Consider the following 15,741-nt stretch of genomic DNA (forward strand, 5'->3'; position numbering starts at 1 on the left):
GGACGCCGGAGGGGGCCGCCCCAAGATGACCCCAAAAAAAAAAACTTCCTCCCGTCCCCAGGGGACGGCCGGCGCTTTTGGTGCGCGGGAAACTAGCCTGCGTACGGCTTGGCGGACAGGATCTCCACCTTGATGTCCTTGCCGTTCGGAGCAACGTAGCTCAGCGTGTCGCCTTCCTTGTGGCCGAGGATGGCCGCACCCAGCGGTGACTTTTCGCTGAAGACGTCCAGGTCCGAGTCGCCGGCGATTTCACGCGAGCCCAGGAGGAAGGTCTCTTCGTCGCCTGCGATCCTCGCGACGACGATCATGCCTGGCTCAACGATTCCGTCGTCTGCAGGAGCCTCGCCCACGTGGGCGTCGCGGAGCAGCGCCGTGAGCTGGCGGATGCGGGCTTCGATCTTGCCCTGTTCCTCCTTGGCCGCGTGGTAGCCGCCGTTCTCCTTAAGGTCACCCTCCTGCCGGGCTGCTTCAATCTTCTGGACGATCTCCGCCCGGCCAGCGCCGGAAAGGTGGTCCAGCTCTGCCTTCAGGCGGTCAAAAGCTTCCTGGGTGAGCCAGGCTGCAGCTGCGCTGTTGGTGGTAGACACGGACTTCTCCTCTAATGGTCCTACATGCAAAAGACCCCGCCACGGTGGCCACTTGTGGAACAGCAACCAGCTCAGCGGGGTAAAGGTATTGCTCCATTGTAGTCAATCCCGCGGACTTAACCCAACAATGGAGCGGCGCACATCACATGTCTTACGCTGTTCCGTCAGCTATCCAGCAGCTGTCCACCACGCCGGACACAGAAAGCGACTCGGTGCGCACGGCCACCCGCTGCGAAACTGTCCTGCCGCCGTCGGCCGTTCCTTCAGCTGCGTCCGAGGGGATATCCACCACTTTCCAGCCGACCACCGCGTACTTTGAATCGAGCGCCTTGATGGCGCACTTGACGGCGGTCCCCGGCTCGCGGGTCACCTGGAAGTCCACCTCAGCAAGGGTGGCATCGGGAGTGGTGTATCCCACGTCCTTGAACGTGACGTCCGTCAGCGAGTTGGACGTGGAAACCCACGCCATGAAGCCGATTCCTCCGGCCAGGGCCACACCCGCAATGGTGCGCTTGGCGGCGGGCGTCAAGCCGCGCTTTTTAGCACCATAGCGATTGGCTAGGCTAGTGTCTGCGGGCGCGGTTGGAGCCGGCTGGTCCGGGGAAGTCACCAGACCAGTTTAGTGCCCTTTCCGCCGGGGCCGGTTGCAGCGGCGACCGGCAGCAGTCCACCCCCGTTCCCCGTCCACCAGCAGCACTTGGCAAAAGATGAATTAGGAGCCGTCCTTCCATGACAGCGTCCAGCAACTCCCCGGCACCGCTACGGCTGCTCGCAGTCCACGCCCACCCGGATGATGAATCCAGCAAGGGCGCTGCGACCATGGCCATGTATGCCGCTTCTGGCGTGGATGTCATGGTTGCCACGTGCACGGACGGTTCCCGCGGGGACATCCAAAACCCTGCGGTGGAGGGCGAACCGCACCCGAAGCGGGACATGGCAGGGGCCAGGCGGCTGGAAATGGACCGGGCCGCCGCCATATTGGGCATCAGGCAACGCTGGCTGGGTTTTGTTGATTCCGGGCTCCCTGAGGGCGACCCGCTGCCTCCGCTGCCTGCGGGTTCCTTCGCCACCCTGCCCCTGCACCATGCTGCAGCACCGCTGGTGAGGCTGGTGCGGTCCTTCAAGCCCCACGTCATCCTCAGCTACGACGAGAACGGCGGGTACCCCCACCCGGACCACATCATGGCGCACCGGGTTGCCGTTGAAGCCTTCGATTCCGCCGGCGACCCCGCCCGCTACCCGGAGGCGGGGGAGCCATGGGAACCCAGCAAGCTCTACTATGACCGGGCCTTCAGCCCCGAGCGTTTCCGTGCGCTGCACTTCGCGCTGGAAGAGGCCGGCCTGCAGTCCCCGTACGCAGAGCGCCTGGCCGCGTGGCTGGAGTCCGACGCCGAGGGGCACACCCCGCCGCCGGCTCCGCACCCCACCACCACGCAGGTGGACTGCGGGGATTTCTTCGAAGTGCGCGACGACGCCCTCCGGGCCCACCGGACGCAGGTGGATCCGCTGGGGTTCTTCTTTGCCGTCTCCGCTGAAATGCAGCGGCGCGCCTGGCCGTGGGAGGACTACTCGCTGATCCGCTCCCGGGTACCCTCGGAGCTCCCGGAAAAGGATCTGTTCGCGGGGCTAAGATAGAACGGCAGGCAATTTCTATGCCGCGTAGAAGATAGGTTCAGGCCCTGTGGCCGTGCTGTCCGCCGCCTGCTGCAACCCGTTCCACAGAAGGTATTAAACGTGCATCGTCTGCTCCTCAGCCTGGCCACAACCCCCACACCGCTGCCCACCCCTACTCTGCGGGAAGGCATCTCGGAGGATCAGGTGACGCCGGGCCTCCTGGGCTTCATCATGACTGCCTTCTTCGTGGTGGCCACCGCACTGCTGATCGTCGACATGGTGCGGCGGATCCGCAGGGTGCGGTACCGTGCCCAGGTGGAGGAGGACCGCCTTGCGGCCGCTGCCGCCGCCGACGTGCAGGCGTCCGACGCCCAGGACGGGCTCAATGCCCCCGAACCCGGCCGGTCCGACGGCGACGGGAACGGCATTGCCCCCGGCCAGTCCCGGCCGCGGGAGTAAGACGACCGGACTCTCCGCTTTCCGCCTGCCGCAGCTCAGCCCAGCACTGCCAGGGTGATGGCCGTGAAGTGGGCCGCGAAGGCAAAAACGGTGAAAGCGTGGAAGAGCTCGTGGAAGCCGAAGTGGTGGTAGCTGATGTTCGGTTTCTTCAGGGCGTAGAAGATTGCGCCGGCAATGTAGAGGGCGCCGCCGACGCAGATCAGCACGGCTGCCGGAACGCTGGCCTGGAAGAACTGCGGAAGGTAAAACAAGGCTCCGCAACCCAGTGCAATGTAGATGGGAACGTACAGCCAGCGCGGCGCGTCCGTCCACAGGAGCCGGAACAGCACGCCCAGGATGGCTCCGGACCAGATGACCCACAGCAGCAGGACCGCCTGCGGACGGTCCAGGAGGGTCCAGGCCAGCGGGGTATAGCTGCCCGCGATCACCAGCATGATGTTGGTGTGGTCCAGCCGCTTGAGGACCATTTTTACGCCGGGGGACCAGTTGCCGCGGTGGTAAACGGCGCTGATCCCGAAGAGCAGCACGCCGGTGGCGGCGTAGATGGCTGATGTGATCTTGCGGTCCGGCGTCGGAGCCAGTGCCACCAGGACAATCCCGGCGATGAGGGCCAGCGGTGCTGTGACGGTATGGATCCAGCCGCGCCACTTTGGCTTGATCATCAGCAGCTCAGCGAGCCTGACTGCAGCGTCGTCCACCGCACCGGTTTCAGGGTTTGCTTCCGCCGGATGTCTCTTCGGCTCCGGCGCGTGCGGGGTATCCGGAGAGTCGCTCTTCATCGCTCCAGAATAACTTACGTCCCGGTAAGTTACTGGCGGGTAATGTCTCATCCTCCGGCCGCCGGTGCCCGGTGGGACTGCCACTGCCCAGGCTGGCGGTAGCCTAGGATGTGGCAAGTACGTACAGCAAGGAAGTCAGGTGAGTGGACGCGTGGAGTTGCCCGGGTTCCTCTACGGCTTTTACGAGCGCAGGCTCCTCAAAGACCTATCCCGGGACCGGATCCCGCGCCACATCGGGGTCATGGTGGACGGCAACAGGCGGTGGGCCAAGCAGTTCAACGCCCCCACCAGCCAGGGCCACCAGGCCGGCGCGGACAAGATCCATGAGTTCCTGGGCTGGTGCCAGGAGCTCGGCGTCAAGGTGGTCACGCTCTACATGCTGTCCACGGACAACATGAACCGCTCCAGCGAAGAGCTGGACCTCCTGATGGGCATCATCGCCAACACCCTGGACCGCCTGGACGAGGACTCCAACATCTCCGTCCACGCGATGGGGGCGCCCGAACTGCTTCCCGAATACCTCGCCGAGCGCCTGAACAAGCTGACTGCGCGCACGCCGGTCCGCGAGAAGATCCACGTCAACGTTGCGGTGGGCTATGGCGGGCGCCGGGAAATCGTGGACGCCGTGCGCGAACTCCTGCGCGACGCCATGGCCAAAGGCAAGGACATCCCGCAGCTTGCCGACGAACTGAGCGTGGACGACATTTCCCGCTTCCTCTACACCCGCGGGCAGCCAGACCCTGACCTGGTGATACGGACTTCCGGCGAGCAACGGCTCTCGGGTTTCCTCATGTGGCAAAGCGCCTACAGCGAGTTCTACTTCTGCGAGGCGCTCTGGCCCGCCTTCCGCAAGGTGGACTTCCTGCGTGCCCTCCGCGACTACGCGGGCAGGCAGCGGCGCTTCGGCTCCTGACATCCGCCATTCACTGCGAGTTCACGCAAGCGCAACAGGAATCGCCGCGTAATGGTTGCGGAAATTACTTGGGGTGGAATTACGTTATATCCATCAGCAGGCAAAACCGCCGGCTGATCGGGGAGGCCAGTACATGGAGCGAAACATCGCACCGGTTGTATGGGAGGCCGGACCCGGCCTCGTGGCCGAGCCGCCTCACCAATAACAAATCCGGGCTGGCGCCCGGGGCTGGAGTCGATGTGGCTACTTCTGAACAACTGCCCGAGGTCGTTTTTGACCAGGGAGGGAAAGCTACCTCTCGCGCCATGCGAGCCACCACACAAACCGGCGCAGCAACGGATGCTGCGGCCGGTTTTGCCGTCTCCGGAAAGGAAGCCGACATCCACACCTTCGTGATCGACACCTCGGTCCTGCTGTCCGACCCCCGCGCACTGCTTCGCTTCGCCGAACACGAAGTCATCGTCCCGGTGGTGGTTATCACCGAGCTTGAGGCCAAGCGGCATGATCCCGAACTCGGCTACTTCGCACGCAAGGCACTCCGGCTCCTCGACGACCTCCGGGTCAAACATGGCGGCCTCAACCAGCCCATCCCCATCGGGGACGACGGCGGCACCCTCATGGTGGAGCTGAATCACATTTCCGCAGAGGTGCTGCCCCTGGGCTTCCGCAGCGGCGACAACGACAGCCGCATCCTCGCCGTAGCCAAGAACCTCTCCAACGAGGGCCGGGACGTCACGGTAGTGTCCAAGGACCTGCCGATGCGGGTCAAGGCCTCCGCCATGGGGCTCACCGCCGACGAATACCGCAACGAGCTGGTCAAGGATTCAGGCTGGACAGGCGTTGCCGAGGTTGAAGCCAACGAACAGGAGATCTCCACCCTGTACGGCCATGAGCCGGTCTTCATCCCCGCAGCAGCCGAGATGCCGGTCAACACCGGACTCGTCCTGCTTTCCAACAGGGGCTCCGCCCTGGGCCGGGTCGGCCCCGACAAGCAGGTCCGCCTGGTGAAGGGCGACCGGGACGTCTTCGGCCTCCATGGCCGGTCCGCCGAACAGCGCCTGGCCATCGACATGCTGATGGATCCCGCCGTCGGAATCGTATCCATCGGTGGCAGGGCCGGCACCGGCAAGTCAGCCCTGGCACTCTGCGCTGGCCTGGAAGCCGTACTGGAACGCCGCGAGCACCGCAAGGTGATCGTCTTCCGTCCCCTGTACGCGGTGGGCGGGCAGGAACTGGGCTACCTGCCCGGCTCCGAGTCCGAAAAGATGAATCCCTGGGCCCAGGCCGTTTTCGACACCCTCGGCGCGCTGGTCAGCCAGGAAGTAGTGGAGGAGGTCATGGACCGCGGCATGCTCGAGGTCATGCCCCTCACGCACATCCGCGGCCGCTCCCTCCATGACGCCTTCGTCATCGTGGACGAGGCCCAGTCCCTCGAAAAGAACGTCCTCCTCACCGTCATGAGCCGCATCGGCCAGAACTCCAAGATCGTCCTGACCCACGACGTCGCCCAGCGCGACAACCTCCGCGTCGGACGCCACGACGGCATCGCCGCCGTCGTCGAAACCCTGAAAGGACACCCGCTCTTCGGCCACGTCACCCTGACCCGCTCCGAACGCTCGCCAATAGCAGCCCTGGTCACAGAACTGCTCGAAGGCTAAGTCTCCTGGAGGAAGGGCCGCGACCGCGTTTGGGCTGGTCGCGGCCCTTTCGTGTGTGGCAGTAGCCGGGTCCGTGGGTCCCCAGCACTTCGCCGTCGCTTAGACACCTCCCGCCGCGCCGCTCCGGTCGCGGACGACCTGCGCAGCGCTCTGGTCGGCGATGCGCTCCTACGCGAAGCGCTGGCGACCCACGTGTGCCTTGCCTCACCGCGCGAGACTAACGTGCTCACAAGCCTGGTTACGGGCCTTCTCGTAGGAGCGCATCGCGGCGCATCGGCTGCCGGAGGTCGCCCAGCGACCGCAGGTGGCCCTATGCGTCGTGTCTAAGCGACGGAGAAGGACCGTGGCCTGGCGAACCCAGCCACGGCGCCGCACTCAACCTGACGGCGAAGTGTTAGCGACGGACCCAGCCACGGGCACCGCGCTCAACCCGACGGCGAAGTGTTGGCGACGGACGGACGCAGCCACCGGGCACTAACTGACCTTGAGGAACGCTGCTGCTGCTTCGTGGCCCTCTACGTGGAGGGTCCAGTCGGGGCGTTTGAAGGTCTCGGGGGTGAGGCGGACGTGCTGGACTGTTTCGACCTTGGTGCCCCAGGCCTCGCGGGTGGTTCCGTTGAGCTCGTAGCCGAGGGAGCGGGAGACACCCAGGGAGGCTTTGTTCCAGGCTGCTGCCTCTGATTCGGCGGCGTCGGCGCCGAGCCAGTCGAAGGCGTACAGCGCGACGGCGGCGCGCATCTCCTTGCCCAGTCCCTGCCCCTGGGCGGACTGCTTGAGCCAGGAGCCGGTGGAAACTGTGCGAAGGGTGGCGAAGTTTTTCGCGCCCACGTCCTGGCAGCCGAGGAATTCCCCGCCGCGCCAGATGCCCAGGAGCAGGGTCCAGCTTTCGGGGGTACATTCCGCGCGGCACTTCCAGTACCAGCGGGCCATGTTGGGGCCGAGCTCCTCTGCGGGAAGCTCGGCCCAAGGGGTGCTGAACGGGTTCCTGCCGGCCTGGTGGATGCCGCTGCGGGCCGCGGCCACGGCGCTGGGGATCTCGTCGTCCGTGATCGGGCGGAGTTCGAGCCGTGGGGTGGCCAGCCTGAGGTCGAAGAGTGGCCAGACGGAGCTCAGCGTAGTCATCAGCGAAGCCTAGCTGATGGCGCGGAAAGGGTCAGGCCGGGATGTCCCAGCTGATGTGCCGCCGCACGTCCGTAAGGTTCATCGATTCGGCCAGGAACAGGTCATCGAGCATGTACTCGTCCACGGCGATGATCCGGAGCCAGTGGCCGTATTCTTCGTTCCCGGGTTCCAAGGACTGGCTGGCCACGCAGACCCCGGTGCCCAGGTCCACCCGGATGCGGGACGGCCCCGGAAGGCAGAGGGGCGCTGCGGGGTCACCGGGATGGTAGGCCGCCGTGGGCGTCACAAGTGCCTCGAACGCCGGCCTGCCCTCGTGGTCGACGGTGTGCAGTTCCTGTACCTGGACTGCGTTGCTGCCCGGGAACTCCAGGGGAACCGGTGCGTTGCCGGCGAGTTCCACCGGATCCAGTGCTGCCGAGAAACGGCCGTTCCCGAATCCGGGCTCCCCGTAAGCTGCCTCGGGCCGGCGCTTGACCAGGCCCGCGTCATCGTAGACGGGGGTGACCAGATGCGGCGGCAGCAGCCAGGATTTCCGGGTGGAACTGACGTAGAAGCCGTCCCGCGAGTCGTTGATGCCGGTGGTGCTGTGGAGGACCAGTCCCTCCGGGCTTTCCAGACGGAGTGCTCCCGGCCGGCGAAGCCACGCCCTGACCAGGGGTGCGCCGGGAGAAGGTGCCTCGGCGAAAGGTTCGTCCCAGTATTCAAAGCGCAGGGACTGCCACTTCCACGGCGAGGACCGGCACAGGTTGCGGAACGTGGTGATCGGATCTGCGGGGGATGCGCCGCCGTTCGGATCCGGGCGGTGCCGGCTATCCCATGTCGCCATATCCACAGTTTACGCGGGCGCGGTAGGGCGGTCAGGGGAATTCCAGTAGCATCCGGAGGGTGATCGGACGACTCGGCGAACTGTGGCAGCACAATCCGGTGGCCTTTTGGCTGGTGCTTGCGGCGTGCCTGTACTTTGCCGTGATGGCTGTCCGGCTGACGGTGATCGATGTCCGTCACCATCTCCTGCCCAACCGGATCGTATTCCCGTCCTATGCCGTGGCCGGAGTGCTGCTGCTGATGGCAGCTGCTGTGGCGGGTGCCGCCGAGCCGGAGGGTCCGCTGCCCGCCCTGCTCGCCGTTCCGGTGCGCGTGATGGCCGGAGCGGGGCTGCTGTGGCTCTTCTACTTCGTCCTTCGGCTTGTTTATCCGCCGGGCATGGGGTTTGGTGACGTCAAGCTGGCCGGGGTGCTGGGGATGTACCTGGGCTACCTGGGCTGGGGGCACCTTTTTGCCGGTACTTTCCTGGCGTTCCTGCTGGGTGGCCTGTGGTCCATTGCCCTGCTTGCGGCGCGGCGGGGAACACTGAAGTCCTCCATCCCGTTTGGCCCCTTCATGCTGGCCGGGGCGGCCGCCGCCATGCTGCTGCCTGCCTGAGAAGCAGCACTGGGTAGGCTGGCCGTATGCCTGCGCCTGACTACATCCTGAGTTTACGGAAGAAGATTGGTAATGCCCCGCTGTGGGTCCCCGCGGTCAGGGGAGCAGGACGCTGCGGGCCGCATCCTGCTCCCCAGCGGGCAGACAACCGGCAGTGGGCGCTGATCAGCGGAATACTGGATCCGGGGGAGCAGCCGGCCCGCGGCCTGGTGCGGGAAATCTTTGAGGAAACCGCCGTGGTGGCAGAAGCCGAGCGTGTGGTGTCCGTGGGGGCCGTGGGCCCTTTCACTTACCCGAACGGTGACGTCTGCGAGTTCCTCGACGTCGTTTTTTTGTGCCGGTACATCAGCGGTACTGCAAGGGTCAACGACGACGAATCCCTGGCGGTCGGCTGGTTCACCATGGATGAACTTCCCGACCTTATGCCGGGGCACCTGACCAGCATCCGGCACGCCCTGAAACCTGCCGAGGCGGCGCACTTCGAACCCTGACGGGCTACTAAAACAGGGACGCCGCAATCCACAGGATTGCGGCGTCCCTGTTTCCCGTGCAGTGGCACCCGGCCCAGCTACGGCTGAAGGGAGTACGACGGCGGTCAGCGGCCTTGGGAGACCAGCCCGCCGTCGTCGTCCCTCACGCTGTTTCCGGCCTGGCCGGCAAGCCCGGCGGCAAGAAGCTCGGCTTCCTCCCCGCCGACCGCCTCACCGCGCGCCACCATCCCGGCGGTGTCCGAGAGCGGGATCTGCTTGAGCGTGATGGCCAGCAGCAGGGCCACGGCGATAAAGGGCAGCAGGTACCAGAACACCGGGGCAAGGGAGTTTGCGTAGGCGTTGACCACGGCATCACGCAGCTGCTCCGGGAGCTGGGTCAGCGCATGTGGGTCCAGGGTGCTGGTGGACTGTGCCGCCTGTTCAGCAGATGCGCCGGCGCCGGTGAAAGCACTGGTGAGGGACTCGGACAACCTGTTGGTGAAAATCGCGCCGAACACCGCCACGCCCATGGCGGCTCCTACCTCGCGGAAGTAGTTGTTGGTGCTGGTGGCGGTGCCGATCTGATCGGCCGGGACGGAGTTCTGCACCACCAGGACTGTCACCTGCATGATCAGGCCGAGCCCTGCCCCGAAGAAGAACAGCTGGACGCAGATGACCCAGATGGGGGTGGCAGCGGCAAGGGTGGTCATCCACAGCATGGCCGCCATGGTGAGTGCTGCACCCAGGATGGGGTACATCCTGTACTTGCCGGTCTTGGAGATCCGAATGCCCGAGTAGATGGAGGTGCCCATCAGGCCCGCCATCATCGGCAGCATCAGCAGGCCCGATTCCGCTGCCGAAGTACCGGAGGACATCTGGAGGAAGGTGGGCACGAAGGCCAGCGCCGAAAACATGCCCAGGCCCAGGGTGAAGCCGATGGCCGTGGCGTTGACGAAGATGCGGTTCCGGAAGAGGCTCAGCGGAATGATGGGGTCCTCGGCGCGGCGCTCGACCATAACAAAGGCGGCAGCCGAAACCAGCAGCCCGGCACCAAAGGCCCAGGTCAACGGGGAATCCCAGCCTTCGTCCTTCTTGCCGCCGAAGTCGGTGAAGAAGATGAGGCACGTGGTGGCGGCGGAGAGCAAAACAACGCCCAGGATGTCGATCCGCTTTTCGGCCTTCTTGTTGGGAAGCGTCAGGGTGAACCAGGCGATGGCGAAAGCGGCGATGCCGATGGGAATGTTGATGTAGAAGGCCCATTCCCAGGTCATGTGGTCCACAAAGAAGCCGCCCAGCAGGGGACCGGCCACGGCGGAGAGGCCGAAGATGGCGCCGAGCGGGCCCATGTACTTGCCGCGGTCCTTGGCGGGCACGATGTCGGCAATGATCGCCTGCGAGAGGATCATCAGTCCGCCGCCGCCCAGGCCCTGGATGGCGCGGAAGATCACAAAGCCCCAGAAATCGGTGGCGAGGGCGCAGCCAACCGAGGCGAGCGTGAATAACGCGATGGCTATCAGGAAAAGGTTGCGCCGGCCCAGGACGTCGCCGAACTTGCCATAGATGGGCATCACGATGGTGGTGGCCAGCAGGTATGCGGTCGTAATCCAGGCCTGGTGTTCCACCCCGCCGAGCTTGCCCACGATGGTGGGCATGGCCGTGGAGACAATGGTCTGGTCGAGGCTGGACAGCAGCATCCCGGCGATCAGCGCCGAGAAGATGATCCAGATGCGATTCTGCGTCAGCAGCAGGGGGCCCGCTGGCGGCTTGGTGGCGATACTCATGGTTGTCCTTCTGCGGCAGGGGTTTCAGGGTGTCCGAGGGGCTGGGAGAAGAGCGTTCTGGCGGCCGTGATGTTTGCCATCAGCAGGTCGGCGTAGGGGCGGGTGTTGCCGTCGGAGAAGTAGGCCATGCTGCTCTTGCGGGCGATGGTGCCCAGCAACACCACGGCCATCTGCACCACGGGATGGTCCGCGGCCACGCCTTCCCGGCGGGCGACGTCGCGGGCGAACTGCGCCTCGCGCTGCTCGGTGATGCCGATGATCCTCAGGATCAGCTGGGGCTCTTTTTTGATCACGCCGATCAGCTGCCGGGTGTCCTCCTCGGAGCCGGCCATGCCCTCGGAAAGCCGCAGGGAGAGCCGCACCAGGTCCTGGAACAGGGTGGGGGAGATTTCACCGGGCGGAGACGAGGCGCCGCCCTCAATGAATTCCTCGATGACGTCCGCGGGGATGTCATCGTCCGCGTGGCCAATGATCGCGTCTTCCTTGGTGGGGAAGTAGTTGAAGAAGGTGCGGCGGGAGATGTCGGCGCGCTCGCATACTTCCTCCACGGTATAGCCGTTGAGGCCATGTTCTGCGGTCAGTGCCCGTGCGGCGGCAGTGATGGCTGCACGTGTGGCGGCGCGCTTCCGTTCGCGGAGCCCGCCCTCAATAACTGCACTTTCTTCCATGGAGTATATTTTTGCACTCAGACAGTAATAGTGCAAAGTTACGTGCCTACGACGGCGGGACGGCCCTGAGGCCGAAGGTGCGCCAACCTGCCTTAAACGACGGCGGCCGCCCGCCTTCGCTGGGAAGGTGGGCGGCCGCCGTCGTACTTGCTGCGGGTGTCAGGCCTTGTGGGCCGGGGACGTCATGGTGGTGACATCCAGGGCCTTGTCGAGGTCGGCTTCGGAGACCTTGCCTTCGCCGTCACCGACGAAGCCGAGCTTCTCGGTGGCCTGGCGGACGGTGAGGCCTTCGGCCACGGCCGTCTTGGCAATCTTGGCGGCGTTCTCGTAGCCGATGTACTTGTTCAGCGGGGTGACGATGGACGGCGAAGCCTCTGCCAGGAAGCGGGCGCGCTCCACGTTGGCCGTAATGCCGTCGATCATCTTGTCGGCCATGACCCGGCTGGTGTTGGCCAGCAGGCGGATGGATTCAAGCAGGTTGGAGGCCATGACCGGGATGCCGACGTTCAATTCGAAGGCGCCGTTCGTGCCGGACCAGGCAATGGCGGTGTCGTTGCCGATGACCTGGGCGGCAACCATGATGGAGGCCTCGCAGATGACCGGGTTGACCTTGCCGGGCATGATCGAGGAGCCGGGCTGCAGGTCCGGGATGGCGATTTCGCCGAGGCCGGTGTTGGGGCCGGAGCCCATCCAGCGCAGGTCATTGTTGATCTTCATGAAGGAGATGGCGATGTTGCGCAGCTGGCTGGACGCTTCGATGAGGCCGTCGCGGTTGGCCTGTGCCTCGAAGTGGTCGCGGGCCTCGGTCAGCGGCAGGCCCGTGTCCGTGGCGAGGAGCTCGATCACACGCTCCGGGAAGCCTGCCGGGGTGTTGATGCCGGTTCCGACAGCGGTGCCGCCGAGCGGAACTTCGGCAACGCGGGGGAGCGAGGCGTTGATCCGCTCGATGCCGTAGCGCACCTGTGCTGCGTAGCCGCCGAATTCCTGGCCCAGCGTGACCGGGGTGGCGTCCATCAGGTGGGTGCGGCCGGACTTGACGACGTCCTTGAACTCCACGGCCTTGCGCTCCAGGGATTCGGCCAGGTAGCCGAGGGCCGGGATGAGGTCGTTGATCAGGGCCGAGGTTGCGGCCACGTGCACGGACGTGGGGAACACGTCGTTGGACGACTGGGAGGCGTTGACGTGGTCGTTCGGGTGGACAACCTTGTCGCTTCCGGCAGCCTTGAGGGACCGGGTTGCCAGTTCGGCGATGACCTCGTTGGTGTTCATGTTCGAGGACGTGCCGGAACCGGTCTGGAAGACGTCGATGGGGAAGTCGCCGTCGTACTTGCCGGTGGCCACCTCATCGGCAGCCTCCGCGATCGCCTTGGCCAGCTCGCCGTCGAGCACTCCAAGTTCAGCGTTGGCCTGGGCGGCTGCCTTCTTGACCCGGGCGAGGGCCTCGATGTGGGCGCGTTCGAGGGTCTTGCCGGAGATGGGGAAGTTTTCAACTGCACGCTGCGTCTGTGCACGGTACAGTGCGTTCACGGGGACGCGGACTTCGCCCATCGTGTCGTGTTCAATGCGGAATTCTTCAGTGGAAGTCATGGGGTTAGCTTAGGGCGATCAGCCGCGCCACCGAAAACCGTGAAGAGCATGCTACGGGTCCCGGCAGCGCGGCTTTTCGGCGCCTTCTAGAGCTCGCCGATTCCCGAAACAAGGTTCGCGCGGCCCTCCGCAAGGCTGTAGGACAGGCCGATGACGGCAGTCCGCCCTTCCTGGATTGCGTCGGAAATCACACGTGAGCTGTCCACCAGACGCTGCGAGGTCTGCTTCACGTGTTCCACCACCATGTCGTTGACCTCGGTTTCGTTGTTGCGCAGCGAGGTGAGGACGGACGGGGTGATCCGCTCCACAAGGTCCCTGATGAACCCGGTGGGCATCTGTCCGGTCTCCACGGCAGACTTGGTGGCGGAGACGGCACCGCAGCTGTCGTGGCCCAGGACAACGATCAAGGGGACCCCGAGCACACCGACGCTGTACTCAAGCGAGCCAAGGACGGCGTCGTCAATCACCTGGCCTGCGGTCCGCACCACAAATACGTCACCCAGTCCGACGTCGAAGATGATCTCGGCGGCCAGGCGCGAATCCGAGCAGCCGAAAATTACGGCGAAGGGGTGCTGGTTCTCCACCAATGAGGACCGGCGGGATGCGTCCTGGTTGGGGTGGGAAGTTTCACCGTTGACAAAGCGTTCATTTCCTTCGCGCAGGCGGCGCCAGGCAAGTGCGGGAGTCAGGTAGGTAGTCACCCTGCTTACCTTAAGGGGCAGTGGTGGCCGCAGGTGAAACTGTGACGGCGGGATTGCTGTCGATGGACTTCACGACGGCGTCAGCGAGGGTGGCGAACTCGTCCAGTTCGGCGGCGCCGGACAGGATGACGGTAGTTCCGCGGTAGTCGAGGACCAGGGATTTCTCGCCTTTGCCGGTGTCCCGGAGCTCCCACTCCTGGCCGCCTGCGTTGCGCGAGCCGGTGACCGGCGCGTTGCGGGTCTGCTGCAGCAGCCAGGTGGGGTTGGCCTTGGTGGTCTGCACCAGGGCGATGAACGAATCCTTGGGTGTCAGGAAGCCGACCTCCCACGTGGGCACCCCGCTGCCGGTTCCCGCTTCCCACCGTGCGTAGTTCGGCCTGAAAGCGCCGCCCGTGTCGGGGGCCGCCGGTGTGAATCCCGCCACATCCGCGGCATTCCTGGAGACCGCCGCGACGTCGATGTCCGGACGGTAGCCGTCGCTTTTGGGCAGCGGGTTCATCAGGATGATCGGCAGGAACGCGGCGATGCTCACCACGAGGGCGATGATCATGCCGATCACCGAGGCGTTGGCACGTTTGGCCGCTGCGGCCGGAATGACAGGCTTAACCGGGGCATCCGCGCCCGTTCCACCTGCGCCCTGGCTGCCTGCGGATCCGGCCGGCTCGGGGCTGGGACTGGTCTTTTCCTGCATGTCATTCACCCCTCTATAGTCGCCCATCCGGGGACGCAAGTTCTATTTGGCGCCCTCGGGTGCCCGGCCGCTCCGTTCCTGCACATTGCGCACCCGCGTCATCCGCCGTCCCGGGAGCTATAAGCGCGACTATGATCGGAAGTAGAGGAATCACCGACCGGCTGTTCCGGCTGGGCGGGTTCAATGATCGCCACTCGAAGAAGAGGTTCACGTGTCACCAGCGTCCATGACCCAGAAGTACTCCACGATCTCACCGTCCCTGGCTGTGGGCAACGATGAGCCGGACCGCAACCTTGCCCTCGAGCTTGTCCGGGTTACCGAAGCTGCGGCAATCGCCGGCGGCCACTGGGTGGGTTTCGGCGACAAGAACACGGCGGACGGCGCTGCCGTGGACGCCATGCGCTCCTTCCTGCAGACGGTCCACTTCAACGGCGTCGTGGTCATCGGTGAAGGCGAAAAAGACGAAGCCCCCATGCTGTTCAACGGCGAACGCGTCGGTGACGGCACCGGCCCCGAATGCGATGTGGCCGTCGATCCCATCGACGGAACGCGGCTCACCGCGCTGGGCATCAACAACGCGCTGGCGGTCCTGGCCGTGGCAGAACGCGGTTCCATGTTCGACCCCTCCGCGGTGTTCTACATGGAGAAGCTCGTCACCGGCCCGGAAGCCGCCGACATGGTGGACCTCCGCCTGCCGGTGAAGCAGAACCTCCACCTGATCGCCAAGGCAAAGGGCGTGAAGGTCAACCAGCTCAACGTCATGATCCTGGACCGCGACCGCCACCGCCCGCTGGTCGAGGAAATCCGTGAGGCCGGCGCCCGCACCAAGTTCATCATGGACGGAGACGTTGCCGGTGCCATCGCCGCCGCCCGCTCCGGAACCGGCGTCGACGCCCTGATGGGCATCGGCGGAACCCCCGAAGGAATCGTCGCGGCCTGTGCCATCAAGTCCCTTGGCGGCGTGATCCAGGGCCGGCTGTGGCCCACCAGCGACGAAGAAAAGCAGAAGGCAATCGACGCCGGCCACGACCTGGAACGCGTCCTGTCCACCAACGACCTCGTCTCCAGCGACAACTGCTACTTCGCTGCCACCGGCATCACCGACGGTGACCTCCTGAAGGGCGTCCGCTACTCCAAGGACAAGGTCCTGACCCAGTCCATCGTGATGCGTTCCAAGTCCGGGACCATCCGCTTCGTGGACGGCGAGCACCAGGCCAGCAAGTGGGAAGGCTACGCCCGCAAGAGCTGATCCACGGCCACGCATTCCACCCGGAGCCCCGGAACGCCCA

General features: G+C 65.2%; 17 protein-coding genes. 7 read left to right on the forward strand and 10 right to left on the reverse strand.

Annotated elements, in window-relative coordinates; all coding sequences use genetic code 11:
* Window positions 1-92: 92 nt before the first annotated feature.
* Both greA and AC5RWA_RS20775 read right to left on the reverse strand, forming a co-directional pair.
* Window positions 93-587, reverse strand: coding sequence for a transcription elongation factor GreA (gene greA, locus AC5RWA_RS20770; protein WP_079595698.1), 495 nt, complete (start codon window positions 585-587; stop codon window positions 93-95).
* Between the two features lie 151 nt (window positions 588-738).
* Window positions 739-1,197, reverse strand: coding sequence for a DUF4307 domain-containing protein (locus AC5RWA_RS20775; protein ID WP_115524374.1), 459 nt, complete (start codon window positions 1,195-1,197; stop codon window positions 739-741).
* A gap of 119 nt (window positions 1,198-1,316) precedes the next feature.
* Here AC5RWA_RS20775 and mca point away from each other — a divergent pair, with 119 nt between their 5' ends.
* Window positions 1,317-2,222: a mycothiol conjugate amidase Mca gene (gene mca / locus AC5RWA_RS20780; RefSeq protein WP_115524373.1), complete on the forward strand. Its 906-nt coding sequence runs from the start codon at window positions 1,317-1,319 to the stop codon at window positions 2,220-2,222.
* Window positions 2,223-2,321: 99 nt separating this feature from the next.
* Window positions 2,322-2,660, forward strand: a complete 339-nt coding sequence (locus AC5RWA_RS20785; protein ID WP_079595695.1) for a hypothetical protein — start codon at window positions 2,322-2,324, stop codon at window positions 2,658-2,660.
* A gap of 35 nt (window positions 2,661-2,695) precedes the next feature.
* On the opposite strand, the gene trhA is transcribed toward AC5RWA_RS20785, so the two are convergent.
* Complete coding sequence (gene trhA / locus AC5RWA_RS20790; protein ID WP_494058896.1) at window positions 2,696-3,439, reverse strand: PAQR family membrane homeostasis protein TrhA; 744 nt, start codon at window positions 3,437-3,439, stop codon at window positions 2,696-2,698.
* 151 nt (window positions 3,440-3,590) lie between these two features.
* On the opposite strand from trhA, the gene AC5RWA_RS20795 reads away from it, so the two are divergent.
* Window positions 3,591-4,352, forward strand: coding sequence for an isoprenyl transferase (locus AC5RWA_RS20795; RefSeq protein WP_079595694.1), 762 nt, complete (start codon window positions 3,591-3,593; stop codon window positions 4,350-4,352).
* A 239-nt stretch (window positions 4,353-4,591) separates the two neighbouring features.
* Window positions 4,592-6,010, forward strand: a complete 1,419-nt coding sequence (phoH2, locus tag AC5RWA_RS20800) for an RNA 5'-3' helicase PhoH2 (RefSeq protein WP_275724940.1) — start codon at window positions 4,592-4,594, stop codon at window positions 6,008-6,010.
* A 474-nt stretch (window positions 6,011-6,484) separates the two neighbouring features.
* Here the strand turns inward: phoH2 and AC5RWA_RS20805 are convergent, their stop codons facing one another.
* Window positions 6,485-7,132, reverse strand: a complete 648-nt coding sequence (locus AC5RWA_RS20805) for a GNAT family N-acetyltransferase (protein WP_494058897.1) — start codon at window positions 7,130-7,132, stop codon at window positions 6,485-6,487.
* Between the two features lie 31 nt (window positions 7,133-7,163).
* Window positions 7,164-7,958: a hypothetical protein gene (locus AC5RWA_RS20810; RefSeq protein WP_494058898.1), complete on the reverse strand. Its 795-nt coding sequence runs from the start codon at window positions 7,956-7,958 to the stop codon at window positions 7,164-7,166.
* Between the two features lie 59 nt (window positions 7,959-8,017).
* Between AC5RWA_RS20810 and AC5RWA_RS20815 the strand changes: the two genes are divergently transcribed.
* Complete coding sequence (locus AC5RWA_RS20815) at window positions 8,018-8,554, forward strand: prepilin peptidase (protein WP_494058899.1); 537 nt, start codon at window positions 8,018-8,020, stop codon at window positions 8,552-8,554.
* 26 nt (window positions 8,555-8,580) lie between these two features.
* On the forward strand, window positions 8,581-9,045 hold the full coding sequence (locus AC5RWA_RS20820) for an NUDIX hydrolase (RefSeq protein ID WP_494058900.1): 465 nt from the start codon (window positions 8,581-8,583) through the stop codon (window positions 9,043-9,045).
* A 104-nt stretch (window positions 9,046-9,149) separates the two neighbouring features.
* Here the strand turns inward: AC5RWA_RS20820 and AC5RWA_RS20825 are convergent, their stop codons facing one another.
* The 5 genes from AC5RWA_RS20825 to AC5RWA_RS20845 form a co-directional block, all read right to left on the reverse strand.
* Window positions 9,150-10,805, reverse strand: coding sequence for an MDR family MFS transporter (locus AC5RWA_RS20825; RefSeq protein ID WP_494058901.1), 1,656 nt, complete (start codon window positions 10,803-10,805; stop codon window positions 9,150-9,152).
* The gene (locus AC5RWA_RS20830) at window positions 10,802-11,473 is read right to left on the reverse strand and encodes a TetR/AcrR family transcriptional regulator (RefSeq protein WP_494058902.1); all 672 of its coding nucleotides are present in this window, start codon (window positions 11,471-11,473) and stop codon (window positions 10,802-10,804) included. The genes AC5RWA_RS20825 and AC5RWA_RS20830 overlap by 4 nt, the downstream gene beginning before the upstream one ends.
* Before the next feature lie 159 nt (window positions 11,474-11,632).
* Entirely contained in the window at window positions 11,633-13,060 is a 1,428-nt protein-coding gene (locus AC5RWA_RS20835) for a class II fumarate hydratase (RefSeq protein ID WP_079595687.1), read from the reverse strand.
* Between the two features lie 86 nt (window positions 13,061-13,146).
* Window positions 13,147-13,761: a carbonic anhydrase gene (locus AC5RWA_RS20840; RefSeq protein ID WP_494058903.1), complete on the reverse strand. Its 615-nt coding sequence runs from the start codon at window positions 13,759-13,761 to the stop codon at window positions 13,147-13,149.
* A 10-nt stretch (window positions 13,762-13,771) separates the two neighbouring features.
* Window positions 13,772-14,452 carry a DUF4245 domain-containing protein gene (locus tag AC5RWA_RS20845; protein ID WP_494058919.1) on the reverse strand — a complete coding sequence of 227 codons (681 nt, stop codon included), beginning with the start codon at window positions 14,450-14,452 and terminating at the stop codon, window positions 13,772-13,774.
* A gap of 226 nt (window positions 14,453-14,678) precedes the next feature.
* Between AC5RWA_RS20845 and glpX the strand changes: the two genes are divergently transcribed.
* Window positions 14,679-15,701: a class II fructose-bisphosphatase gene (gene glpX, locus AC5RWA_RS20850; RefSeq protein ID WP_176156781.1), complete on the forward strand. Its 1,023-nt coding sequence runs from the start codon at window positions 14,679-14,681 to the stop codon at window positions 15,699-15,701.
* Window positions 15,702-15,741 lie beyond the last annotated feature (40 nt).

The sequence above is a fragment of the Arthrobacter sp. 210 2 genome, from assembly GCF_059093025.1.